General features: G+C 40.7%; 18 protein-coding genes. 8 read left to right on the top strand and 10 right to left on the bottom strand.

The genetic code is table 11. The features are described 5' to 3' along the window. Positions 1-142: 142 nt before the first annotated feature. The 3 genes from H8B21_RS20425 to H8B21_RS20415 all read left to right on the top strand — a co-directional run bounded on the left by H8B21_RS20425 (position 143) and on the right by H8B21_RS20415 (position 5424). Positions 143-2824 carry an outer membrane beta-barrel protein gene (locus H8B21_RS20425; RefSeq protein ID WP_190315708.1) on the top strand — a complete coding sequence of 894 codons (2682 nt, stop codon included), beginning with the start codon at positions 143-145 and terminating at the stop codon, positions 2822-2824. Positions 2825-3003: 179 nt separating this feature from the next. After that, positions 3004-4407 (top strand): DUF4270 family protein, encoded by a 1404-nt coding sequence (locus H8B21_RS20420; RefSeq protein ID WP_190315707.1) that lies wholly within the window; start codon positions 3004-3006, stop codon positions 4405-4407. 3 nt (positions 4408-4410) lie between these two features. Next, positions 4411-5424, top strand: coding sequence for a Kelch repeat-containing protein (locus H8B21_RS20415; RefSeq protein WP_190315706.1), 1014 nt, complete (start codon positions 4411-4413; stop codon positions 5422-5424). A gap of 62 nt (positions 5425-5486) precedes the next feature. Here H8B21_RS20415 and gltX read toward each other — a convergent pair whose 3' ends face one another. Continuing rightward, positions 5487-7007: a glutamate--tRNA ligase gene (gene gltX, locus H8B21_RS20410; protein ID WP_190315705.1), complete on the bottom strand. Its 1521-nt coding sequence runs from the start codon at positions 7005-7007 to the stop codon at positions 5487-5489. A 25-nt stretch (positions 7008-7032) separates the two neighbouring features. Here gltX and H8B21_RS20405 point away from each other — a divergent pair, with 25 nt between their 5' ends. The 5 genes from H8B21_RS20405 (at position 7033) to H8B21_RS20385 (ending at position 11801) form a co-directional block, all read left to right on the top strand. Beyond that, the gene (locus H8B21_RS20405; protein WP_223815164.1) at positions 7033-8307 is read left to right on the top strand and encodes a sensor histidine kinase; all 1275 of its coding nucleotides are present in this window, start codon (positions 7033-7035) and stop codon (positions 8305-8307) included. Further along, positions 8288-8827, top strand: a complete 540-nt coding sequence (locus H8B21_RS20400; RefSeq protein ID WP_190315704.1) for a DinB family protein — start codon at positions 8288-8290, stop codon at positions 8825-8827. The genes H8B21_RS20405 and H8B21_RS20400 overlap by 20 nt, the downstream gene beginning before the upstream one ends. Positions 8828-8837: 10 nt before the next feature. Continuing rightward, a complete protein-coding gene (locus H8B21_RS20395) occupies positions 8838-9278 on the top strand; it encodes a hotdog fold thioesterase (protein WP_262891568.1) in 441 nt (146 codons plus the stop codon). 357 nt (positions 9279-9635) lie between these two features. Further along, the gene (locus tag H8B21_RS20390) at positions 9636-10919 is read left to right on the top strand and encodes a sugar MFS transporter (RefSeq protein WP_190315703.1); all 1284 of its coding nucleotides are present in this window, start codon (positions 9636-9638) and stop codon (positions 10917-10919) included. A 39-nt stretch (positions 10920-10958) separates the two neighbouring features. Beyond that, entirely contained in the window at positions 10959-11801 is an 843-nt protein-coding gene (locus H8B21_RS20385; protein WP_190315702.1) for a DUF2911 domain-containing protein, read from the top strand. A gap of 41 nt (positions 11802-11842) precedes the next feature. Here H8B21_RS20385 and fabD read toward each other — a convergent pair whose 3' ends face one another. From fabD to H8B21_RS20340, 9 genes are all read right to left on the bottom strand, one after another. Beyond that, positions 11843-12730, bottom strand: a complete 888-nt coding sequence (gene fabD / locus H8B21_RS20380) for an ACP S-malonyltransferase (protein ID WP_190315701.1) — start codon at positions 12728-12730, stop codon at positions 11843-11845. A 53-nt stretch (positions 12731-12783) separates the two neighbouring features. Next, positions 12784-14010: a M16 family metallopeptidase gene (locus H8B21_RS20375; RefSeq protein ID WP_190315700.1), complete on the bottom strand. Its 1227-nt coding sequence runs from the start codon at positions 14008-14010 to the stop codon at positions 12784-12786. A gap of 102 nt (positions 14011-14112) precedes the next feature. After that, on the bottom strand, positions 14113-15072 hold the full coding sequence (locus H8B21_RS20370) for a discoidin domain-containing protein (RefSeq protein WP_190315699.1): 960 nt from the start codon (positions 15070-15072) through the stop codon (positions 14113-14115). A 46-nt stretch (positions 15073-15118) separates the two neighbouring features. Continuing rightward, on the bottom strand, positions 15119-16954 hold the full coding sequence (locus tag H8B21_RS20365) for a RagB/SusD family nutrient uptake outer membrane protein (protein ID WP_190315698.1): 1836 nt from the start codon (positions 16952-16954) through the stop codon (positions 15119-15121). Positions 16955-16961: 7 nt separating this feature from the next. After that, positions 16962-20291, bottom strand: a complete 3330-nt coding sequence (locus H8B21_RS20360) for a TonB-dependent receptor (protein ID WP_190315697.1) — start codon at positions 20289-20291, stop codon at positions 16962-16964. A 186-nt stretch (positions 20292-20477) separates the two neighbouring features. Then, positions 20478-21632 (bottom strand): FecR family protein, encoded by a 1155-nt coding sequence (locus tag H8B21_RS20355; RefSeq protein ID WP_190315696.1) that lies wholly within the window; start codon positions 21630-21632, stop codon positions 20478-20480. 50 nt (positions 21633-21682) lie between these two features. Beyond that, entirely contained in the window at positions 21683-23041 is a 1359-nt protein-coding gene (locus H8B21_RS20350; RefSeq protein ID WP_190315695.1) for a Gfo/Idh/MocA family protein, read from the bottom strand. 129 nt (positions 23042-23170) lie between these two features. Further along, positions 23171-23716, bottom strand: coding sequence for a sigma-70 family RNA polymerase sigma factor (locus H8B21_RS20345; protein WP_190315694.1), 546 nt, complete (start codon positions 23714-23716; stop codon positions 23171-23173). Positions 23717-23904: 188 nt separating this feature from the next. Continuing rightward, on the bottom strand, positions 23905-26694 hold the full coding sequence (locus H8B21_RS20340; RefSeq protein WP_190315693.1) for an outer membrane beta-barrel protein: 2790 nt from the start codon (positions 26692-26694) through the stop codon (positions 23905-23907). Positions 26695-26705 lie beyond the last annotated feature (11 nt).

Here is a 26705-nt window from a genome sequence, read left to right as displayed (position 1 = left end):
CCTTTGCAAAATTTTTGAAACAATCGGGTAAATCTATTATACCTTTTCTATCTTTAGCGCTCAACATAAACCTACAATGGACTTTTGTGCTTTTATACGTTTCCGATTTATTACCCTGACCTTGATTTTATCAGTAGTCAGTATGACATCTGCAGCGCAACGTATAGTAAGCGGCAAGGTCGAAGACAAAATTTCGGACATCCCTCTTACTGGGGTCACTGTGAATGTTCTGGATGCAAAAGATTCGGTATTACAATCTACATCTACTAATCGATTGGGAATATTTTCATTCAAAAACATACCAAAAGGTAACTATACCCTGCATGCTACTAATGTTGGCTATCAACCATTTAAATCGTCGATAACACTACTGGATAAAGATATACAAATCAACATTGCCATGGAATCCGGAGAGATCGCTTTAGAAGAAATTGAAATTACGGGGACACCGGCAGTTTCTCTCCGTGGCGATACCACGGAATTTGATGCGAAACGTTTCTCTACGCGAGAATATGCTGATGCCGATGAATTAGTTGCACAAATACCCGGCGTAGAACTGGATGAGGAGGGAAATGTGAAAGCACATGGCGAAGAGGTTACCAAAATTATTGTGGACGGAAAGGAATTTTTCAGTACAGATCCGCGTATAGCCCTTAAGACACTACCTGCTGAAATTGTGGACAAGATCCAGCTTATTGATGAGAAATCGGAACAGGCCAGGTTTTCCGGCTTTGATGATGGTGAACGGAAGAAAGTAATTAACATTGTGACAAAACCCGACAAAAAACGCGGCACATTCGGAAAGGCTTCTTCAGGTTATGGAGATGAAAACAAATTTGCTTTAAACACCTCCATCAACCGATTTGAAAACGATAAAAAAATTGCCGTAAACCTCATGGCAAATAATGTGAATGAGACAAACTTCGCGGAACAGGGCCGTGGTGGATCGCGAAGAGGCAACAACAATACGGACCGGGGATTATCGGATACCTACGCGGGTGCTATTAATTATAACAATTCGTTTTTTGAAGACGCCATGGACGTCAGTGGCGATTACAATTTTCGTTCTTCCAAAACGAGCGTCATCTCTTTATCCGACATTGAATATATCTTAGGGAATCGCGCCAACCAATCGCGAACACAGGAACAAGATAATCTTAACCGACAAACAGAACATAAAGCAAACGCACGGGTACGTTGGAACATAGACGATAAACAGCGTGTCGATTTAGCACCAAACCTATCTTACAGCTCACTCGGCCGTACCGGAAGCAACCATTTTTCTACTTTTTTGAATGACAATGATTTGCTCAACATATCCGAGAGACAGAACGACACGCGTAACAGCAACTTCAATTTTGGAGGGAGGTTCACCTATATGTATCGTTTTAAAAAACCCGGTCGCACAATTTCCTTAAATGTCTCAGGAAACAAAAGTACCAATGACGCTTTAGGAAAAAATCTAGCACTTACGAAATATTACAAAGATGCTTTACTGAACCGTGTCGACACCAACAACAATCAGAGTATCACAAACGGATATGGTTCGGGCTTGAACAATCGGCTGTCGTTTACAGAAAATCTCTCCAGTAGAAGCAGATTACAGCTAAGTTACAATTATAGAAATACACTAAATTATTCCGATCGGGAAACATTTGAATGGCTCGCTGAAACAGGACAATTGGGAGAGCTAAACGAACGTCTATCAAATGAATTTAGAAACGACTTTAATTATCATAAAGGCGGTTTATCTTTTTCTTACAACAAAAAAGATTCCCTCCGTTTTCAAATCGGGTTAAGCTATCAACGTGGCGTTCGCAATAACGATCGAATCATACCCATTCACCTCGTCACACGCGCGTCGTTTGGCAGTTTCCATCCGGAATTCTCAGCGACTTACAATATCAACAAAGAAAGGCGTTTCGAAGTAAATTATACTACGACAACCAATACGCCAAATATCAATCAACTACAGGATTTCATCAACAATCAGAACGAATTGAATATCCGCAACGGTAATCCATATCTTAACCAAGAGTATAACCATCAAGTAAAAATTCAGTATAAGGACGTACGACGTTCCACGGGGCAGAGCTTCAATTCAAGCATGGATTTCAATTATACAAACGATAAAATCGTCAACTCCATCCTTACGACAGATACGGCACTCGTATTATTTGACGATATCCGCTTGGGCGCTGGCGGCCAATACACTGTTCCTATCAATGTAGACGGAGCTTATGGCGCACGTTGGACAAACAGTTTCGGCATTCCGATCAAAAAATGGAAACTCAACGTTAATCTAAATAATACCGTTTTTTATAATAGCAATTTTGCGGTACTCAACGATGAATTTGTCAACGGTTATAATTATGGTGTACAACAGCGCGTTGGCTTAAATACCAACATCAATAAAAAATTTGTTTCCGCACTAAACTATCGTATCAATCTCACATTGAGCGACAATCCCGTGTCCCGCGTAGCATTATATAAGGTATACTCTCACACCGTCAATCACACCTTAACCTATGAGTTTTTAGGCTCATTTATTGCCCACTCCAATCTATTGTACATCTATAATAGCGGCCTATTAGAATCTCCAGGAACAAACACCACGCTTTGGAATGCTTCATTGGGTACTAAATTCCTAAAACAAAAAAATGCAGAGCTATCACTGAAAGCTTTTGATATATTTAACCAAGCACAAAATATCGGCAGAAGGGTGACTGATATTGCCATTACAGATGTGACGTCTAATACATTGACACGTTATTTCATGCTGTCATTAAATTATAACCTGCGAAATTTTGATAGCAGGAGATAGTTTGTAGTCCGTATGAAATACATCTTACAAGTCAAGAATCACGAGAATCTAGTTACGTGTCACAAAAACGAGAATAAATTACTGCCTGTGCACTAAACAAGTATAAATGACTATTTTTAACAAAATATAACACTGATTAACAATTCTATTTAATTACTTTTGCCGATCAGACATTAAATATGAATCGTTTTTTAAAGAGAAGTATTCACTTTTTTGCCATACCATTTTTCACACTAATCATTGTAGCGGCCTGCGACAAAGACATGAGCGTCATGTTAGATAATTCGGCGACGAGCAACGTGGGGGTTACCTTGATAGACTCTTTCACCGTCAATACTTCTACCGTTCAGCTAGCGAACTTACCTTCTGCTGGCACAGGAAATATACTGGTGGGAAAGGCGACGGTTCCGCAAAGCGGAAGCGTAAAATCCACATCATATTTTCGGATCGGGCTTACTTCAACAGCAAATGATATTCCAGAGACTGCTCGGTTTGATTCGATTACCTTGGTTTTAAAGCCGACAGCTACTCCGTATTCTTTTGGGGACACGACAAAAATGCAAAAAATCACGGTGCATCAATTGACGGAGGCCCTGGCGACAAAAACACCTACGCCTCTTTTCCCTAATCAAGCACTTCCTCTCTACGTCATTGGCAACACGATTTTTACTGACCAAACGTTTGGCTACAATAGCACACCTATCGGAACAATTTCTTTTAGGCCGCGCATGCACACATTGGATAGCCTCAGTATCCGCTTGGCAGACGCTATCGGACAGGATTTCTTTACCCGTATAAAAGCTGGTAATATACAAGTGACCTCTTATGATAACTTTAAAGAATATTTTAAAGGGTTGGTGCTTGTTCCGGATGAGGAGAATACAGCGGTAGCTGCTTTCAATGACGTCGTGGAGGTCCGAATAAATTATAATTATCCATCTGCCGATGGGCATAAACGTACGGGATTCAAAACGCTTGGTATTTTAGAGCCCGGTTTTCAATATAACAACATCGTTACGGATCGGACGGAAACCGCCTTTGAAGAATTATCCGCTAAAAAAGCAATTCCGACATCATCTACAAGCGGACTTACCTATGTACAGTCCGGCAGCGGAACTGTAGCGAAAATCTCTCTGCCTACGTTAAAAGAGTTCTTGCAAGCTGAAAATATCGCGGTCAATAAAGCCGAGCTTGTGATAGAGACATCGTCAAAAACAAATACGATGTATCCGGTACCAAGTAATCTGGTACTGTCTATCAATGATCAAGACGGTGTTCCGAGGTCCGTATTACAATCGGTATATAGTTCTGGAACACAATACGCTGTATTGGTTCCGGGGGTGGAAACAGGAAGAAATGGAACATATACTTTCGACTTAATGATGTATTTGCAACAGTTAAAATCAACGCAAATTTATGACAACACTTCTTTTTATCTGATGGAAAATCCGAATAGCACTACGCAGGGGCAGAACGAAATAATTCCTCCTGATCTGTTTAGGTCATTCAATACGGCATTTATAGCATCGGAAAACTCCAAACCCAAAATAAAACTGAATATATTATACACAAAATTTAGATAATTTATGAATAAGAAAAATTGGCTATTGTTATTCTTTGCCTGCACTATTGCTTTCGCTTCGTTTAATTCATGTAAGAAAGATGATGATGAGGGGGACAGCGGAGATACTGGTCCTACAGAATGGACAAAATCAACGGTATTTACAGGCGATCCGCGTAGTGGAGCCGCTTCATTCACCATAGACGGTAAAGGTACTTATGTGGTTGGCGGATACGTAAACCCAACCGTAGGTACGGCACAAGATGGTCGCGTGTTTAACGGAAAAGGCTGGAGCAGCATTGAAGACTTCACTGGCCCAGCACGTCATGAAGCCGTAGGTTTTGCTGTCGGAGGAAAAGGTTATGTGGGTACCGGAAGAAACCTTAACAACGAGTTATTCAACGATTTCTACCAATACGACCCAGCTACAGACAACTGGAGTCCGATTAAAAACTTTCCTGGCGTTGCACGTTCAGGCGCTGTTGCATTTACGTTAGGAAATTATGCGTATGTCGGGCTTGGCACTAACGTGGGCGGCGGCCGTCTTGGAGACTTATACCGATACGATCCCGCTAATGATGAATGGTCCGCGGTAGACAATCTTCCTTTCAAGGACAAGCTATCAGGGGCATTTGCTTTCGTCATTGGTAACAAAGCATATATCGGTGGCGGTTATAGCGGCAGCTCAACTCTTCCTGACGGCCTTTACACTTTTGACGGAACGAATTGGACGACATTAAACAGCTTAAACCGATCGGACGATAACTATACCTATGATGCGCGTAAATACAACGCTGCCACCTTTGTCATCGGCAATTATGCTTATGTTGTCAGCGGTAGAAACGCTAACAGCGTAACCAGCACCGTATGGAAATACGACCCTTCTTCTGACTCATGGACGGATAAGCATCAGGCGCTTTCCACGGACTCCCGTGAAAAAGGTGTAGGCTTCTCTTTAGATGGTAAGGGATATGTTGTTACCGGTGTAAACGGATCGATTGTCTTTGACAATATGTACGAGTTCACTCCTGTTCGTTAATATAAGATTTATACCGCATAAAAAAGGGAGCTGGCGCTCCCTTTTTTATGCGGTAATTATCGTCATGCAAAATGCGGCAACGCCTTTTCTATACGTTTAATAACCCCCTCTTTACCTAATGCCTCGGCAATCTGGAATACATCAGGGCCAAACTTCCCTCCCACCAACATAATCCGAAAAGGCATCATCAATTCGCCTATCTTCATGCCAGAATCAGCAATCTTACTTTTAAAAAATGGTTCCAGAGAACTTGCAGTCCATTCTTGCATTGCCCTAAATTCGGCTACTATATCTTGAAAGAAGGTTATTTTATTTTCATTCCATTTCGGTCTTACCGCATCCACGTCGTAAGTTTCCGGTATCGTAAAGAAAAAGGAAGCCTGTTCCCAAAAATCTTCAACAAAGGTCATGCGCTCCTTAACCAAAGCTAGCACGTTAGCTATATAATCTGAGTGAGGTAAAGCAACGCCGTGCTGTTTTAACACCTCTTCTATCTGCGGTAAGATTTCCTTATTGTCCGTTTTCTTTATCCACTCATGGTTAAACCATTTCGCCTTTTCAAAATCGAATTTAGCCCCTGCCTTACTAATTCTGTCCACCGAGAACTTCGCAATGAGCTCCTCCATACTAAAAATTTCTTGCTCCGTTCCGTCATTCCAACCTAAAACGGCCAGCATATTGATAAAAGCCTCCGGCAAGAATCCCATTTCTCGGAATCCTCTCGTGACATCACCCGATTTTATGTCGGTCCAGTTCATTGCATATACCGGGAAACCCAGTCTGTCACCATCGCGTTTGCTAAGCTTACCGTTTCCATCTGGTTTCAATATAAGCGGCAAATGCGCCCAGTGGGGCATTTCATCTTTCCACCCTAAGTATTCCCACAATAATATATGCACTGGTGCCGACGGAAGCCACTCTTCTCCACGGAAAACATGCGAGATTTCCATCGCTTTGTCATCGACCACAACAGCTAGGTGGTAAGTTGGCATACCATCTGCTTTTAACAAGACTTTATCATCTATCAATCCCGTTTCAAATGCAACACGTCCCCGGATCATATCTTCAAAAGATACGGTTTCTTCTACGGGCATTTTAATACGGATCGTATGCGGACGTCCGTCAGATAATAATCTTGCCGTTTCCTCTTCAGAAAGACTTAATGAGTTACGCAATTGTAAACGGTTTTCGTGCGAATATCGAAAATTAGGTTCTTCCTTCCGTCGTGCATCTAATTCTTCCGGTGTATCAAATGCATAATATGCGAATCCGTTATTCACCAGTTGTTCCGCATACTGCCGATAAGATGCTTTCCTTTCGCTCTGCCGGTAAGGTCCATATCCATCTGGTTTATTTGGGCCTTCATCGGGTGTAAGCCCACACCAATCCAAACATTCGTTGATGTATTCTTCAGCACCTGACACAAAACGAGTTTGATCGGTATCTTCAATTCTCAAAATAAAATCACCTTTATGATGGCGGGCATACAGATAATTAAACAATGCTGTACGTACACCCCCGAGGTGTAAACCGCCCGTAGGACTTGGTGCAAAACGCACTCTTACTTTTCGTTGCGAACTCATGGGGACAAAATTACACATTTTAGGAATGGCAAAAAATCCCTATTTTGCAAACTATTTAGATATGAATCACGACAATCTATATCAATATAACAATAAACAACGATGGAAAGTGCTCCTCTTTCTGTTTGCGGCACTCATTGCAGCCGCCTCGCTGTTTTATACAAACTATTTGGTCAAAAGCCTTTCCAAGTCCGAACGCACCAAAGCCGAGGTATGGGCGATGAGTACCCGGAGTATTATGACCATGCCCGATGTAGATGATCAATTCATCAGCTATGTGTATGCGGTGCGGGACAGTTTATCGATTCCGGCTATTATCACAGACAGCAAGGGCAATATCATCTTTTGGCGCGATTTAGACCCTCACAAGACCAATATAGAAGAACAGGCTGATTCCGTTAATAGCGAATTAGAATATGACCCTGTTTATTTTGAGAAACAGTTGGCTAGGATGAAACGTAACCATGCGCCAATTGCACTCCCGCTAGATACAGGCGAAACGTGGTCTGTTTATTACCTAGATTCCCTGGCATTACGCCAACTGCGTGTTTTTCCTTACCTCCAACTCTCCCTGATTGCGATCTTTCTTATCATCGCGTATACAGTTTTTAATTCTATCAAAAAATCAGAACAAAACTTAGTATGGGTAGGTATGGCAAAAGAAGCTGCGCATCAGCTTGGCACGCCTATATCGTCATTAATGGGCTGGTTAGAGCTCGTACGCATTAAGTTCGATGCAGAGGATGATAGCTCCTTAAATGAAATGGAACGAGATGTAAAACGTCTCGAGGTTGTAGCGGATCGTTTCTCTAAAATAGGCTCTATCCCTTCCTTAGCCAATCACGTGGTTTATCAAGTTATCCGCGACTTCGTCCAATATTTTAAAGTACGGACCAGTGAAAAAATTACTTTTGAAATCACTGGAGATAAGACTGTTGAAGCAAAATTGAATATCCCTTTATTCGACTGGATTATCGAAAACTTGCTAAAAAATGCGGTGAATGCAATTGAGTCCGAAGGAAAAATAACGATTAACATCATCGATAACATTGCAAAAGAGGAAATTTTTATAGACATTAGCGATACAGGAAAGGGCATTCCGAAATCGAACTTCGATGCGATTTTCCAACCTGGTTTTACAACACGTAAACGTGGTTGGGGATTGGGGCTCAGCTTGACAAAACGTATGGTTGATTATCATCAAGGCCAGATATTTGTTAAAGAATCTGAACTAGGAAAAGGAACAACATTTAGGATTATACTTAAAAGTAATTTACGCTATGAACCCACTCAAGTCTGATGAATATCCTGCGATATACAGTGACTACATAGAGAATGTAGTTGGTTCTGTTATGGAAGAGCTGTACGAACAGGTAGAAACGTTCCCAGAATTTATTCGAAATATCCCAGAAGACTTAGGCGATTACACCTACGCTGAAGGAAAATGGACAATCAAGGAGGTACTATGCCACATCTTAGACACGGAACGGGTAATGGCGTATCGTGCCCTGCGGTTTGCACGTAATGATATGACGGAATTGGCTCCTTTTGAACAGGATGAATTTGTACAAAATGGCCGTCACAACGAACGTTCTTTGGACAGTATTGAAGAAGAATTTATATATCTTCGAAAAGCAAATCTCGTGTTATTCAATACGTTCAACGAAACGGAATTAGAACGAAAAGGTATGGCATCAGGCAGGCTCATCACCGTTAAGGCTTTCCTTTACGTGATTGCAGGTCACTTAACGCATCATCGCATCATTTTAAAAGAACGCTATCTCAATAATGAAACCGAGATGCAAATAACATTGACATAGGGTGGTAATTATGATGAAAACGTCGAAAATTTGGCTTAAAGATTATACGTTGGAAGAGATTAACAGTATCTTCCATAAGTTTATGACAGGTTACCTTAACATTCGGGCAACAGAGGTACGTAGCGATATGCTCATCGCTTCTATGCCTATAACTGACAAAGTAAAGCAGCCGTTTGGAATTTTGCATGGCGGGGCGTCTGTCGTGTTAGCAGAGTCTGTAGGGAGTATTGCTTCGAACCTTATTATTGATCCGCAACATCTCGTGGGCGTAGGCATGGAAGTAAATGCAAATCACTTGAAATCCGTTGCAGAGGGCACGCTATATGCTTATTGTTCTCCCCTTCATATCGGAAAAAAAAGTCACGTATGGGATATTAAAATCAAAAACGAAAAAGATATTCTTATCTGTATTTCCCGGCTGACAGTAGCGATTATAGAAAAACCCTCCTGAAGGAAAACCGATGCAATCAAAAACTTGTAAAAAAAAATTAAAAATTTTTAAAACTATATTGTTATCTAAATTGTACTCTATATACAAACACCATTCGATATGGTTTTATGATACGGTTTAGGTTTTAGAGAGACTTCACCCCCAAATGAAGTCTCTCTATTTTTTTTAAGAAGTGTTAACCTCCAATGCCCCCTAAAGACGTTTAATAACTTTCCAATTTTGCTCGCATAGAATTATATAAAGGTTTTTACAAAATGCAACCGTTTGTGTACATTTTTCTGTTTCCTAATATCAATATATTTTATTAGTCTTGTAATTCGATTTTGATAATCACATATTAAATCTAATATTCCACAAATGGATTCGAAAACCTCAACACAACAGACTGGTCAATCTTCAATAGGACCAATGATTATTATTGCTTCTCTATTCTTTATTTTCGGTTTTGCTACCTGGCTAAACTCCTTATTGATACCATATCTCAGAATAGCGTGTGAACTTACAGAAGTACAATCTTATTTTGTAACTTTTGCGTTTTATATCGCCTATTTGGTTATGGCACCAGTCTCTACATGGGTATTAAATAAATACGGGTTTAAGAAAGGAATGGCTATATCTCTTGGTGTAATGGCTGTGGGTGCTTTATTATTTATTCCGGCTGCCTATACTAGAACATATCTCATCTTTTTAGTAGGTCTATTTACGATGGGTGGAGGTTTAGCTATACTACAAACTGCATCCAATCCCTATATTACAATTATAGGCCCCGTCGAGACGGCTGCAAGACGAATTAGTATTATGGGTATTTGCAATAAGGTAGCAGGTGCTATTGCTCCAGTCCTACTAGGATTATTCCTAAATCTTGGCGAAGCTGATAAGATTGCTAAGCAAGTGGAGTCGATGCCGGCAGACCAATATTCGGCTGCGCTAGATCAGGTAGCGCTACAGGTTGTTAATCCCTACATCGGTATCGTTGTTGTGCTAGTGCTTCTAGCTATTTGGATTTCGCGTGCAAATCTTCCAGAAGTAAAAGGAGATGAAGAAGAGACAGCTGACCACCATATCATATCGGAAGATAAAAAGAGTATTTGGGATTTTCCACATGTTATATTGGGCTTCATTGCGCTGTTTATGTATGTGGGAGTAGAAGTTCTTGCTGGCGACACGATTATTGCCTATGGTGTATCGCAAGGTGTCAGTTTAGATAAAGCAACTGTCTTTACAGGATATACCATGGGAGCAATGGTATTAGGTTATATTATCGGAATCATCGCTATACCAAAATATTTCACACAAGAAACTGCTATGAAAGCATGTGCTATCTTAGGTATCATCTTTACTTTAGGAATTGTTTTTACAGATGGCATGCTTTCGCTTACTTTTGTTGCGTTGTTAGGTTTAGCGAATTCCTTGGTATGGCCGGCTATCTGGCCATTGGCATTAAAAGGAGTAGGAAGATTTACCAATGCAGCTTCAGGTTTACTAGTTATGGGTATTGCAGGTGGAGCTGTTATACCGCTAATTTATGGACAAATAGCCCATATGGTAGGTTCCCATGCCGCTTACTGGATAGCCCTTCCCTGTTATTTATTCATTTTTTATTACGGAATTGCCGGACATAAAGTGGGGAAAAAATCATAAGAAACCTTATTTTAGCATAGAAAAATAAACAACATGTATATGAAGAAGATATTCTTTTCGCTAGTATTTGCCGGAGTGATCCTGTTTTCAACACAAGAGTCACAAGCCCAAGCGAAGTTTCCGCCTGCCAGCAGCACAACAAAAATCGAACAAGGCATCGGTATCAAAAAGGTCACTCTTGTATATCAGCGTCCAAACGTAAACAGCCGTACGATCTTCGGAGGGTTGGTGCCCTACGACCAAGTTTGGCGGACAGGAGCAAATGGTATACCTTCTCTTACTTTTGAAGAGGAAGTAACGATTGCGGGCAATAAAGTTCCTGCCGGTACATACGGACTCTTTACTATTCCAACTAAAGGTGATTGGACTATCATTCTAAGTAAAAATGTCGAGCAATGGGGTGCTTACCAGTATAACCAAAGCGAAGATTTTTTACGTTTTCAAGCCAAGTCAAAACAAACCTCGGATAAAGTAGAATCTTTCACGATTGCCTTTGAAAATGTAAAACCGAACGGTGCAGATTTAACATTGTCGTGGGAAAACACGAAAGTTTCTTTCCCTATTTCCGTTGATCAGTCCAAAGAGATCATAGCAGGTATCGAGGAAGCGATGAAAGGAGAAAAGAAACCTTATTTTGCAGCCGCTCAATATTATTACAATAACAATCTAGACATTAACAAAGCCGTCGAATGGGCTAATGAGGCAGATAAAGGCAATACAAAAGCCCCTCATATCAAATATTGGAAAGCACGGATTTTATTAAAATCGGGTGACAAAGCCGGAGCTATCAAAGCCGCAACCGAGGGTGTTGCGATGGCCAAAGCCGGTAATAATGAAGAATACGTGAAGTTGAACACGCAAGTGCTCGAAGAAGCTAAATAAAAAAATAAGGACGCAGTACTGCGTCCTTATTTTTTTACAGCCTAACCAACCGTCGCCGCCGATGTCTGCGCCGAACGATCTACCTTTTTAACCAATCCCTGTAATACATTCCCTGGGCCTACTTCTACGAAAGCTTCCGCACCGTCTGCTAACATTTGTTGCACCGTTTGTGTCCAACGGACAGCTCCTGTCAGTTGCGCGATTAGGTTCGCTTTGATCTGTACTGGATTTGTATAGGGTTTTGCATCCACATTTTGTACGATAGGACAAATAGGCTCTTTTATTTCTGTTTCTTCGATAGCAGCTTGTAGCTCTACTTTTGCCGGTTCCATCAACGGCGAATGGAATGCACCTCCGACATTTAATTTCAGCGCACGTTTAGCCCCTGCTTCAGTCAACAAAACACAAGCTTTATCCACCCCTTCTATCGTTCCCGAAATAACTAATTGCCCTGGGCAATTATAATTTGCCGCCACGACAACATCTTCTACTTGCGCACATACCTTCTCTACCGTTTCATCATCTAATCCTAGAATAGCGGCCATTGTCGAGGGATGCGCCTCACATGCTTCTTGCATCGCATTGGCACGCTTCGCTACCAACCTTAGTCCATCTTCAAAAGACAATGCCCCTGCTGCTACCAATGCAGAGAATTCGCCTAAAGAATGTCCCGCCACCATCGCCGGTTGAAAGCTATCGCCCAGGGCTTTTGCCAAGATAACCGAATGGAGGAAAATAGCCGGCTGTGTTACCTTTGTTTGTTTTAAATCCTCATCTGTTCCGGAAAACATAATATCGGTAATACGGAAACCCAAAATATCATTTGCCTGTTCAAAAAGAGACTTCGTCTCTTGATTTAAATTGTATAAGTCCTGTCCCATTCCTACGAACTGAGCACCTTGACCTGGAAAAATATATGCTGTTTTCATCTTCAAAAATAAAAAATTCTGTTGTCTTTGTCTCTTTACCACCGTTCTTTTGTCTATTCGGGGAGAAACGCTAAGGACGTTAGTTTCCTTTCATCAAAAATATCTTGTGCAATCGACAACAAGTCATTAGCAGATACCGCATCTATCTTTTCAAAGACCTCGTTTAGCGATATGACCCGATCGTAGTCCATTATATTTTTTGCTTCTGCTATAATCATACTCATTCTATTCTCCTCTGCCAGTGCGATTTGCCCTTTAAACTTATTTTTTGCCTTTTGTAGTTGATTTTCCGAAACTCCTTTTGTTTTCAATTTATCAAGCTCCCGGAAGACAAGTTTTTTCGCCCGTTTTATCTTTTCCTCATCGGTACCGAGATAAATCGTGAACAACCCTGTATCCGTAAAAAGTGTGTAGTTTGATTCAATTGTATAAGCAATTCCGTATTTTTCCCGAACAGCAAGATTAAGAATAGATGCCATACCAAATCCACCCAACATATTATTGAGCAGGAGCAAGCCGGTTTTACGATCGTCATGCATACTATACGCAGGCGCACCCAACATGAAATGCACTTGATTGATAGGTTTCTTTAATTCCACATGCTGGGACGCATTCACAAGTACCTCTTTACGCGAGCGTGCGGGTTTGTTTTCTTTTACTGGCTCAAAGTAACGTCTTAACATTTTTTCCACCGTCTTTAACTCATAATCTCCCGTGATACCGATAACGATATCATGGGTATGATAATTTTGACAGATAAATTGCTGAACATCTTCTCTCGTAAAAGCTAAAAGATCGTTTTCTAACCCTAGGATATTGTGTCCCAACCCCGACCGTTTAAAAATCAAATCTTCGTAATCATCCATAATTGATTCTTCGGGGTTATCCCGATAGGATGCCATTTCGTCCACAATAACACCTTTCTCTTTTTCCATTTCATCTATTGGAAATGTAGAATGGAAGATGATGTCCTCAAATAAGTCCAGCGCCTTAGATAGGTGTGGCTTTAAAATAGAGGCATGCACACAAGTATATTCTTTGGTCGTGTAAGCATTTAAGTCGCCCCCTACAGCTTCCAAGTAATTGAGAATCTGCTGCATGGAACGTCTCTCCGTTTGCTTAAACAATAAGTGCTCGATAAAATGGGCCACACCATATTTACCCTCTTCTTCATCTCGGGAACCAGCATTTACAACCAAACAGGTATGAGTAATAGGAGAAATCTGACGGTGAAATACCGCACGGATACCGTTATCCAAGCGGATAATTTCATATTCCATATTCATCAAAGTCAAATGCCAAAAGTAGAAATAAAAAAGTAGAGACGCAAATTAAGGGCGTCTCTACTTTGTCGGTGCTGATTTTTTTAAGAACTTATCGTTCTAATACGTATAAACGACAAATTCTGCTAAAAATGTTGTTGCTTGTTTACCTTCAAGCATAATAATCCTTATATTCTTCAAATATTGCGGTTCTATTGGATAGGTTTGATAATTTCTATTCGCGGGATCAAAATCCAACTCCTCCGAAAGAGCAAACCAATTGTCACCATCTCGACTTCCTTCTAGCTTAAATTTGGTCATTCCATTTACATTGTTTTGACGTGTTGCTATGGACACTTTCGTTACATAAATCTCCTTTATCATATCAAAACTCAACCAATGTGGGTAAGTTTCCCTAGGTTCTGGCTTATAACGTGCATGCCAGATCGTATTCAGATTTCCGTCTAAAACAGCAGAAGCCAAACCCGTACCCTGACCAGGCTCTTCTGAAGAAGCCTCTGCTACCCATCCTGACGTATTAGCCGGTTTTTCTATCAACCTATCTACAACAAACAGAACAGATTTTGCTGTCGGACTGATACTATATCCTTCTGCGTCTTTAATACTTAAAGCTAACAAATAGTCTTTCTCTGTATCAAATTCTTTCGGTCGATACATTAACGTAGAATAGTTAGAATATAATGCTCCCTTTGGAATTACCAAATCCAGAACATCAATGGTATAAGCTTGTGCAGGAAAATGTTCATAAGGAGGCAAGCCATCCGTAATCCGAACATTATTAATACTGTCAAAAGCCGCCTGATCTTCGGCAAGCAGTACGCGAATGGGATTTGCCGGCAGGCCTAAAGCTCCAAATCCAGTGTTGAATTTTATAGTAATCTCGTCCTGTCCATATGGAAAAGTCGCCAGTTTTTGCCCACCTGAATTAGCTTTTGCAATAAACACCTGCGCTCCATCTTTTGATTCAGTGAGAACTTCATAGGGCGGCGTATCTTCTGTACAGGACATAACGAACAATATCGATATCCAGATAGCTATAAAATATTTTCTATTTTTCATTACAATAATTATTTATGAGTGAAATATCTCCATGCGAATAAAAGCATTAATAACCTGGAGGGTTTACAAGCACTCGATTTCTGTCAATTTCTCGTTGTCCGTAAGGCATAAAATAAAATCTCTTCTGCCAATTTGCTCTTCTAAAGACTAAGGTCCGTTGATGGAATTTTGGATCGGACAGTGATGTTCCTTCATTTATATCCATACCATAAAATGCTCCTCCTTGTTCGGAACCAGGTTTGTCAGCTACTTTCCAACGTCTTACATCAAAGTAACGGTGCCCTTCAAAACATAATTCAATACGCCTTTCCAAGCGTATTTCTTCGCGCATTTGTGCCTGTCCGAGACTTTCTTCTATAGGCGGCAATCCTCCTCGTTCGCGTACTGCATTCAAATACTTTACAACATCCGGATGATCCGGTTCCGCTTCGTTCAGTGCCTCCACGTAATTCAGATATAATTCTGCTAAACGAATCAAGATAGTGGGGCGTGCCACGCTAGTACTTGGAGCAACATAATTTGGCGGTATATTTTTTCGCGCAATATAGCCTGTCGTTGGCCAGTTTCGTGGTTCTCCCGCTTTTCCAGAGGAACCAGTGTAAAACAGTTCAACTCTTGCATTAGCAGCTCCAGATTTTGATACCCCCGGGTTAACCGCACCGTTGAAGGTAATATCGACGTAAAATCTCGGCTCTCGATTGGTGTACATCTTATTCGTTCCCGACACATAATAAGGAGTAGCGGTTGTCGTGTATTCGTTCTCCACATAACTTGGATTTGAGTGGATGGAAGACCCATCCTGCAACCTAAAATCATCGACCAATCGTTGAACAACAGAAAAACCGGCATATCCGGTACCTTCTACCGATCGAGGTGCGACACGTCGCTCCCAGCCGCTCATACCGCTCTCTGTTCGCAACCAGATGCCTTCTATATTAGCTCCATCCCAATACAAATTCCGACAAGATAAAAATGCCGCTCTGAAAGGATCGGAATCGCTTACTTTATATAGTTGTTTACCATTACTTTCCGCAATATCTATGGCTTCTTTTGCTGCATCAGCCGCCCTTCTCCAACGATTGGGGTCATATTGTTGTGCTATCAGTTGCTTTCCGTCAAAATTTCGAAAATCCGACATCTCCGAATTGCCATTGTATAATGGGCTTGCATGGAAAAGTAAGATCTGGGATTCAACTGCAGTCGCGATGATTTGATTAATTCTACCTATCCTAGCCGGATCCAGCTCTGTATCGCTGCCCATCGCATAATTGTTTAACGGCAAATCTTCTTTTGCAAATGCAATTTCAGACAAGACAAAGTCAACACACTCATCCCAGGAACTTCGCGGTATCTGGAGATCGTCATCTGGTGACGAAGAATGCAAAGGAGCTATAGCTACCGGTCCGACCTCTTTCATCATCAGCCAATAATAATAAGCTCTCAAAAATCGAGCTTCCCCTTTATATTGCTGGATAATCTCCGAACCGTTGACCAGATCCTTAATTTCCTGATTGCGATCTATATTTTCCAGAAATATAGATGCTTTTCTTATGCTTTCATAATAATCAAGAAACTTAAGTGAAGCATTGGCAGCATTTAAGGCTCCGCTGTTTATTGCCGGATTAACCCAGTTACTCGCATCCAATTCATCGGTAGTTAATGTGTATGGCGTCACAAAGCTTTCATAATTCCAGATATTCGGTACAAAGGTATAAATACCCGCTAGCCATTTTTCTGTTTGTCCGCGATTCACAAAAATTTTATCAATAGTCAGTATGTTATCAGGCTGCGTATCAAAATAATTTTTCTGACAACCACCCCATGCCAATAAGCTTATAAGACAAAATCTGTATATTAATTTTTTGATTAAAACATTTTCCATGTCGTCATTATTTAAAGTTCGCTCGAACACCAACATTATATGTACTGATATTTGGGTAAACTGCCCCTCTTCCATCTCCTAGTTCCGGATCCCAAAATTTCCAGGGCGAGAACGTCAATAAATTTGTACCACTGGCGTAGACACGCAGTTTACTCATCCCCACCCTATCCAGAAATTGGTTCTTCGTAAATGAATAACCGAGTTCTGCTTGTTTTAGCCGAATATAATCGGAGCGATAAACCCACCAGTTGCTAGCGTAATAATTGGTCGTATTATCCCTGTCTGTGGATAGTCTCGGATAAAATGCTTCCGCATTGGGGTTTTCCGGTGTCCAACGATCTAAGACCTGCCGATACATATTCCCATAAGTCGCCCCGTTATAAAATGGATTCGTTCCATACCCACTTTCGTAGCTAAAATCAACCATACCAACTCCTTGAAAGAATAAGCTCAGATCAAATCCTTTAAATCCACCGCCAAACGTCAACCCATATACCATACGGGGAATAGCACCATAGCCGATACCCGTACGGTCGTCACTATTGATAATGCCGTCTCCATTAAGATCCTTATACCGGATATCTCCTATTCGTACATCTCCTGCTTGCGTAGCCGCGTTATCAATTTCTTCCTGTGTTTCAAACAATCCTGTTGCCACATAGCCAAAGCGTTGGCTAATTGGCTTTCCAACCCTATTAAGGTAGTCATAGCGATATGGGGGGATTCCGTCCACTACAGCTAAGTTCTTATTATAGTTGAATACTCCCCGAAAGGTGAAGAATCCGTCTGCTGCCCATTGTTTATTGTATTCCAGTGTAACGTCAATTCCCTTATTTTTGGTTTGTCCAATGTTACTATAGGGGAGATTATCTGCCGTAAAGCCAGACAGATAGGGCACGGTTTGATTTCTTAGCAAGATCCCTTTTCGGTCTTCCTTAAAAAGCTCAACAATAAGCTGCAAATCATTATTTAGGAAATTCATTTCGACACCGAGATTCTGACGATAAGACGTTTCCCATTGCACATTTCCGCCAATACGGGTTTCAGAATAACCTACCGTTTTACTTGATCCGGGTTGTCCAAAGATATATCCTCCCGATTCGCCAATGGTGGTTAAGTATAAGAAACGTGAATCAGGGTCGTTTAATGATGCATTCCCCGATAAACCGTATGTGTAACGCAGTTTTAAATATGGGACATAATCACTAACGCCTTCATACCATTTTTCACGCGACACCACCCATCCTGCTCCAAATGATGGAAAGAAACCAAATCTTTTACCCGGCACAAAATTATCCGAGCCAGAATACGAAAAATTTGCTTCTGCATAGTACCTGCCATCATAACCATAATTGGCTCTTCCAACAATATTTCGTTGACGATATGGAATGGCAGCTTGATACGAGCTTACCCGAGAAGTAGCATCCGCATAGTCAGATTGATTGAACAGGAGCAGCCCTGAAACATCATGCATGCCAAATTGATGACTATAATTTAACGCTGCTTCCGAATAAAAACGTCGATCACCATAGCGTGAGATGGAAAACGCCAGTTCTTCCGTGCCAGGCGTTGTTATACTCGTTATCAGGTCGCCATTATCATCCCTTCCGGACGCATAATATGTTTGCAATGTGCGGCTACGGGCAGTACTGTTAGTTAGATTCACATCAAAGGCAAACATACCGGTAGCACTTAATCCGTCAAGTACCATTGCTAAATCCTGCTTCACCCGAAGGTTGGAACGCACGGCCGTCTGATAAGAATTATTTATACCTGATTGTGTTAATGCCATGTAGGGGCTAATTTGTGTACCTGAAAGCTGCGGCCACAATCCATTGGAATATTGCGGTGGAATGACGTGTGGTGCTGTGCTTGTAGCCAGTGCAAATATCTGGTTTATCCCGTATGCGGGGCGATTAACATTCGTTATAAACCCATTGATACCTAGTTCCAGCTTTGTTGACTTGGTAATATCTACACCTACATTACTGGTAAAATTAAAACGATCGAGTTTTAGTGTCGAGTTATACGACTGTATATCGTCCGTTTTAAAGAGGCCAACTTCACCAAAATATCCCGCAGATATGTAATAAGTTGCACTTTCCGAACCGCCGTTCACATTTAATGTTGCCCTGTTGTTATGACCATATTTATTGAACAGGACACTATACCAATCAACATTCGGATATAAATCAGGATCTTCCCCCGATCTATGGTTTTCTATAATCTCCGTTGAATAGAGGGGTGCACGACCACGCATTTCGAGCCCTTCATTATATAATGTCATAAATTCCGGGCCATCCAAAAATTCCGGCAGCAACGTAAAACGTGTTAAAGCCTGGTTAAATTCGGCGTTGATTTGAGGTTTTCCCAGCTTACCCCTTTTGGTATTAATCAAAATCACACCGTTCGCCCCCCGTGTACCATATACAGCTGTTGCGGTAGCATCCTTTAATATGGTGAAACTTTCAATATCTTCCGGATCAATATTATTGATCGCCCGATCAGGCACACCGTCTACAACCAATAATGGTCCTTGAGGACTTGAGGCATATGTTCCCACTCCTCTTATTAACAATGTGGCGCCATCTGAGCCAGGGGCACCACTACGCTGGGTCGCAACAACACCAGCCAAACGACCAGCTAACACCGTTGTTAAATCTCGTGCAGGCGTTTTTAATTCTGTCGCTTTTACAGTAGATTGCGCCCCAACTAAGCTCTCTTTCTTTTGAGTACCAAATCCCACTACGACCACTTCACTTATCGCAGCGTCATCTCTTTGCATGACAATATTTATCGCCGTACGTCCCTGTACCGGAACCTCTATAGTTTTAAAACCTAAATAAGTAAAAACTAGTATAGCATCTGTTGAAGCATCAATAACGTAATTTCCACTCATATTCGTTACGGTACCCACGCTGGTACCTTTCACTTTAATTGAAACACCCACCAACGGTTCGCCCATACTGTCTCTCACCGTTCCCGCGATCTTGATGTCAACGTCCCTAAGATTCGTTTCTTTTAAGGGTTTAACTTTTCCCCTATTTTTTATAATAACAGTATTCTGCGAAACCGAATAGGTAAATGGTTGTCCTTTAAAAACAGTTTGCAGAACCTCATCTAACGAACCATTCTTGATATGAATAGTTACTGTTTTGGCTTCGTTTAATGTATTCTCTTCAAAAAAGAAGTCATATCCGGTTTGTAATCGAATCTCTCTCAAAAGACTTGGTATCGAAGCATTTTTCTTAGAAATACTGATGTTTTGAGCATTTACATCTACGGCATATGTAGACTGAAGGAATACCGTTGCTAAAAGTATAATGGCAAATTTCATAACTATCAAATAGTTTAGTAGCAAACGTAATATGTTCCTTACGTTTTTATCATGTAAATTCATACATTTGATTGTTGGTTTTGTTAACACATCGGTTTATTAATTGATATCTGATGGAACCACAAGCTTGCCAGAAGTATCTGCTACATACTTCTGGTTTTTTTGTTCCACACCATCCGAGAAAAATTAGGTCATCACAATAATCCTCCTCCCTTCAATATTAAATTTTACTTTTCCTGTTAGCGCCATAATTTTAAGGACTTCCGAAATATTTTTTGATCTGGAAACAGCTCCACTAAAACGTAGATCATCGAAATCTCCCTTATATTCAACCTCCACATCATACCATCTCTCGAGCTTTCGCATTACACTTTTTAAATTTTCATTGTTAAAAATGAAATCGCCATTCTTCCAAGCTACATCTAGTTCTGTATCCACTGATTCAGCATAGATATTGCCGTTTTGCAATCGTGATTGTTGTCCCGGCTTCAGTAACAATTGCTGTCCGGTTGCGCCTGCCACCACACGCACAGAGCCCTCTAATAATGTTGTTTTGATGACAGACTCATCTGTATAACTATTGACATTAAAATGTGTCCCCAAGACCTCGACTTTCTGATTTTTACCGTTTACCACAAAAGGAATATTTTTAGATGTTCTATCTGCTACATGCGCAACTTCAAAATAGGCTTCTCCTTCCAATTCAATTTCGCGTATTGTTTCTTCAAATATGCTTGGGAATTTCAATGTCGATGAAGCGTTCAACCAAACTTTTGTGCCGTCTGGTAATTCAACCTTATATTGCCCGCCCTTCGGTGTTTGTAAAGTATTAATCTTGTGCTGCGCTTTTCTACTCGCCTTATCTGATATAACTAACGAGAGTAAACCATCCTCATCTTTATTCACGATAAGACCGTTTGCTTCAGTTGAGCTACCAATACCGACTTTATCCAAATCTACCTCCATCTCACTACCTAATCTAAGGACAGCATTATTCCTCCCTGGTCCAACATCATCTTTCAACAACTGGGTATAATGTATTGTCTCAGCTGGTTTTCTAGGATAAAGGAAAAACGCAAGAAAAGAAAGAACAACAGCAACAGAAGCCGCATAACCGATCGCATGCTTACTGATGACAAACGATTTTCTTTTTTGGATTTGTTTCTGAATATGACTGTATAACCTCTTTTTTACATTTACAGAATCTTCGTCCGTAGTTATGACAACCTCTTTATCCTGATCTTTTTGATCATACCAAGCATGTAATAGAGCTTCCTCCTCCTTTGTAGTCTCTCCTTTTAAAAATTTTATCGCCAATAAGCGTATTTCTTGCTCTGTCATCTATGCTATCCTATTAATTTAACCTTTTTATATTATGATGCTTTCTGTCATTAAAAGCCGCTATCATCTAAAGCAAAGGTAGGTTGTCTTGTTTTCCACTTTCCTTTCGTAAAATCGGGAAATTCCAATGTCTTGTTGCCTTCTTTAATCGATTGGATAGAAAGCGGGAACAAAGCACTCATGGTTACAGAATCGTAGACATCTATCGGTGTCTGACGTTGTTGTTTGACTGATTCAATGAAAGCATTTACAACGAACCAATCTATACCGCCATGACTCGCTCCTGCTGCAGATGATTCATACTTAGCCCATAGCGGATGATCATATTCCTTTAACCAGTCGCTAGCTTTATCCCACTGATGGTTCTTGGCAGACTTGCCCTCGATATATATTCCTTTGTTTACGTCCATCCATATTCCATTAGTACCTTGCACTCGCAACCCAATAGAATAGGGTCTAGGGAGATGGACATCGTGTGTGATTTCCAGTACCTCGCCATTTGCACAATTCATTAATGAAACCGTAATATCTCCATTTTTATAATGTATTTTCCCGTTTGGATGTCCAGGCGATTTCTTGTCAACATAATCTGCCAGTCCTCTAGCTTTACTGGAATAAGAGACAACTTCTGTGATACGATTTCCATGATTGATGTTGGCAAAATTCATAACCGGTCCTAACCCATGGGTAGGATATAAATCCCCGTCCATATCAATATTAAATTGGGTTCTCCATTGTGCTTCGCTAAATCCTTTTTCTGGCCCAAATTCTACTCCTTCGCCTTTGGATGATTTTCCATCATTGAATAATACTCCTCTCAAATCATGCTGGTAGCCTCCTGTCAGATAAACAAGTTCGCCAAATAAACCCTGACGCACCATATTTAAAATAGCTAAAACATCGCGCCTATAAGCCACATTCTCTAAGCACATGTAGGGAACACCCGTTTTTTCGGAAACATGAACAATATCCCAATGCTCGTCAAGTGTTAGTCCTGCGATAACTTCACAACCGACATATACTCCAGCTTTCATCGAATCAACAGCTTGTGCATGATGAAACTGCCATGGAGTAGCAATAATAACAGCATCCAATTTTTCTTTATCAAGCATATGCTTATATGCTTCGAAGCCACCTGTATATTCTTTCGGCAAGTTCTGACCTACTTTTTTAAATTGTTCCCTGCAGCGAGCCAACGAATCCTCCTGTATATCACAAATAGCTACAATATCTACATCTTGTCGATTTAAACACACAGCAACGTGTCGTCTGCCACGTCCCCCAACTCCTATTACTCCTAATCGAACATTCTTTTTAATGTTTCTATCATTTGCATAGCTTAATTCAGAAGATAGGAGTCCCGCTCCCATGACAATTGAGCCTGCCTTTATGAAATGTCTTCTATCCATTTTTCTTCGGTTCATTTAATAATATAGAGACAGCCGAGAGACATTAACCCTTAGTTGGTAAAAAATTTTTTAAAAAAAATATAAATAATAGGCCTGCAATAATAAATACGAAGCTTCCGTTGTTCGATATTAGAAGAACAAGCACAAAAAGCTCCGGATATTCAACCGAATAAATTTCAAGGCTTTTGAGAGATGGGCTTCCGCGGTTTTTATGGATATATTCAGTTCTTTCGCCACATCCTTGATTGCTTCGTCCTGTAACTTATTTCGTTGAAAAACAAGGCGACACTTTAGCGGTAATTGATTAGAAAGTTCCAGTATCTTTTTTAGAGCAAGCTTGTTGTTCAGTTCATCTTCCAAATTCAGATTTTTTTTCTGTACTTCCTCAAAACGAAGTTCCCGATTTTTAACCGCCTTTTCAGATGCGACGTAACGATACACGGCATGACGAACCATTGCGGCCAGATAATTGGAGAGTGAGTGAATAGAAAGCTTTTGACGATCTCTCCATAATGTAAGAAAAACTTCTTGTACAATCTCTTCTGCTGCTTCCTGGCTTTGAAGTTTTTGATAAGCTACATAATACAACCTGTCCCAATAATGGTTATATATTGTTGAGAATGCTTTTTCACTACCTTTTATAAGGAGCGGTATTTGTGATGCAATATCTTCCACTTTAAAGGGCTATAATATATTGAAACAATAAACGATGGCAAAACTAACTATAGATTAGCTACTTTTCCGTCGTTTAATGTTTATATTATCATTAATTTTTCCTAGTTTATAAGTTAACTCTCTCAAGCTGCTTTAGACCGTAAATCTATCTATTTTTTTTAAATAAGAAAAATCAATCCGCTCCCTTTTTACATCCTTGGTCGTCTCATCCCTCCTGGCCCCCTTTCTTCTTGCGGTGCGATTCCTCCTGCAAATTTAGAGAGTCTATAGGTAAATAATAGCATGAAGTAACGCCCTAATCTGTTTGTCCGCGTATCTGAAATCTGGATATCGGACACTGTCCTGGAGATGTTGGTCTGTTCATTTAATAGGTCAAACGCCTGCATACGTAGAGTTCCTCTCTGACCTTTTAAGAATCGCTTTTCTACATAGGCATTAATGATAAAAGGGTTATCATCATAGGCATTTCCTTGGTAAAAAGTTTTCGAAACATCTGTTCCAAATATAATCGTCGGCGTAATATTTACAGACCCGACTAAATTGGGTGCCCAAGAACGCATAACCACTGAACGCTCATTAAGCGTATTAAAGGTATGATCCCAGCTATATCGTACTCCAGGGTTAATTTCCAGATTTTCGGAAGGTAAATAACGGAACATCAGTCCTTGCATCAGGCTCCAGTTTCGTGCTTGATTCAAGTCTCCGTCAGTATAGGAAGGGTTGTTGTTATAGTTTACACTTCCCATAAAATTCAAGCTGTACACTTTGTTTTTGAACGAGCGTCCATAATGATAGAAGCCTCGTAAATTAAAAGCACCATCTTCATTCAAGTAGTTTGTTTCCTGTACTATTCCCAATTCCGGATCGCTATATCTCAAGTTGTTTGAAACAATCTTATCTTGCGTAAAGGTACCATTCAATATCATGAAGAAAGTCTTTCCCGCCTGGAAATCACCACTATTAAAGCGGAATCGAACATTATGCTGAAATTCGGCATCCAAATCCGGATTTCCTGTAACAATATTGGTAGGATTTGAATTGTCTGTAAAAGGCTGTATCTGTGTAATCGATGGCTCATTGGCCCGACCCGAATAGTTGACTTGAAGATTCTTCTGCCTACTGAATTTGTATTCAAAACGTGCGATAGGGATAATATTGAAACCGTTTCTACGGATATCAATCGCATTTCCATCTACCATTGCATCCCCATCTAAAATAGTTGGCTGGGCGGATAACCCTACGGCATATCTAATTTTATCATTATCGTAATTATAATTGGCTCCCAAACGATGTGTACTAAAGGAGTAATCATACATCCGATCGAAAATATAACGGGAATCATCCAACACGCTGCCATTTGCATCAAAAGCATCTTGTGAACGACTATTATCGTACGTATTTACATTATAATCATAAGAAAGTTCGATCTTGCCAAATTGACTGACGGGTTCTAAATAAGAAACACTCGCTCCACCATTCCAACTCTTGTTATCCATCTCTGCTATCGTCTGCCGATACAAACTGTCCACCGTCATATCGTTATTATTCGGATCTCCGACTATCGTCTCAATAATTCTGTCTTGATCTTGTTTCGTTCCAGAAGACGATATATTCATGTTAAAGAAAATGTTCCTTCCTTTATCGTTAAGACGTCGATTATACAAGGCACTAATGCCCATATTTGGCGATTTAGATACGCCATCAAGATAGTTGGATTCTGTGTTGTACAATTCGCTGTTCAACAGGTTTTCGTTAAAATTCTCACTAACGGTGGTTGTACGGCCGTAGCCAATCTGCGGTGATACTTTAATAAAATCCCGCTCGGATGGTTTCCACTCAAAATTGGCGTCAAAACGATGTGAATTACCGATGGTATTGGTATTGGATGTGGAGTTTCTATCGAGAATAGAGTCGGGATAAATAAACTTATTTAAACTGGATGATATCGCATCGTTATCATCGTGCCCGAAGCTATAGCTCCCATAAACGGTCAGTTTATCACTGATATCCTGTCGGTAGTTTATACCGAGCGATCCCGTATTCGTGATACCATTGGCACCACCAAACATACCACCTCCACCAGGTCTTCCTCCTCCTCCTTGCCGACGACGAGCTCCACCTCCCTGTGTATTGAAATCAAACAATGGCGCATTAATATTATTCAAATTCCCGAGTACGGATAACTGCATCTTATCTCGCATCGCCATGATACTCGCCGTAGCTTGATAACGATCATCCGTACCATAACCAACCCGTAACATCGAAGTATAGCCATTGTTTTTATCCGGATCAATCTCAATATTGAGAACTTTCTCCGCGTCTCCGGTCTTGTTTCCGGTCAAATTTGCCATATCACCATAATCATCAATGACCTGCATCTTATTGATAATGTCTGCTGGTAAGTTCTGCGTCGCAGTTTTTACATCGCCACCGAAATAATCTCTTCCGTTCACCCGCACGCGAGTAATCTGCTCTCCTTGTGCGGTCACATTCCCATCTTTATCCACCTCGACACCTTGCAATCTCTTCAACGCATCCTCCGCAAGAGCACCCTCTCTCAATTTCAAATCTTTTGTAGAATATTCTATGGTGTCTCCCTTCACTTGTACAGTAATTACACCGTCTACAATTACTTCTTCCAGCATATTCGCTATTCCCTGCAATTGAAACGATGGAATCACCATTTTATCCTGTCCTGGCGAAAAGCTGAATTGCTGCTCAAAAGCTTCGAAGCCTAAACTGGATACTTTAATAGTAAATTTATCCGATTTTACGTTATTGAATATGAATATACCTGCTGGGGAAGCACTTGTTCCCAACGTATCTTTATCCCCTTCCAATTGCACTGAAGCTCCTGCCACTACCCTCGATTCATTATCCCGTAACATACCCTGCACCGTTTTACCTGTCTGTGCAACAGCGTTAGAAGCGGATAACCAAACCGCCAAACCACAAATTACTATCAAAAAACCTTTCATATTTTCTTAAA

Origin of the sequence: Sphingobacterium chuzhouense, from assembly GCF_014692525.1 — a bacterium.
GTDB classification, from domain to species: domain Bacteria; phylum Bacteroidota; class Bacteroidia; order Sphingobacteriales; family Sphingobacteriaceae; genus Sphingobacterium; species Sphingobacterium chuzhouense.
Note: the sequence above shows the minus strand (reverse complement) of the source record. Positions and strands in the feature narration are given on the sequence as shown.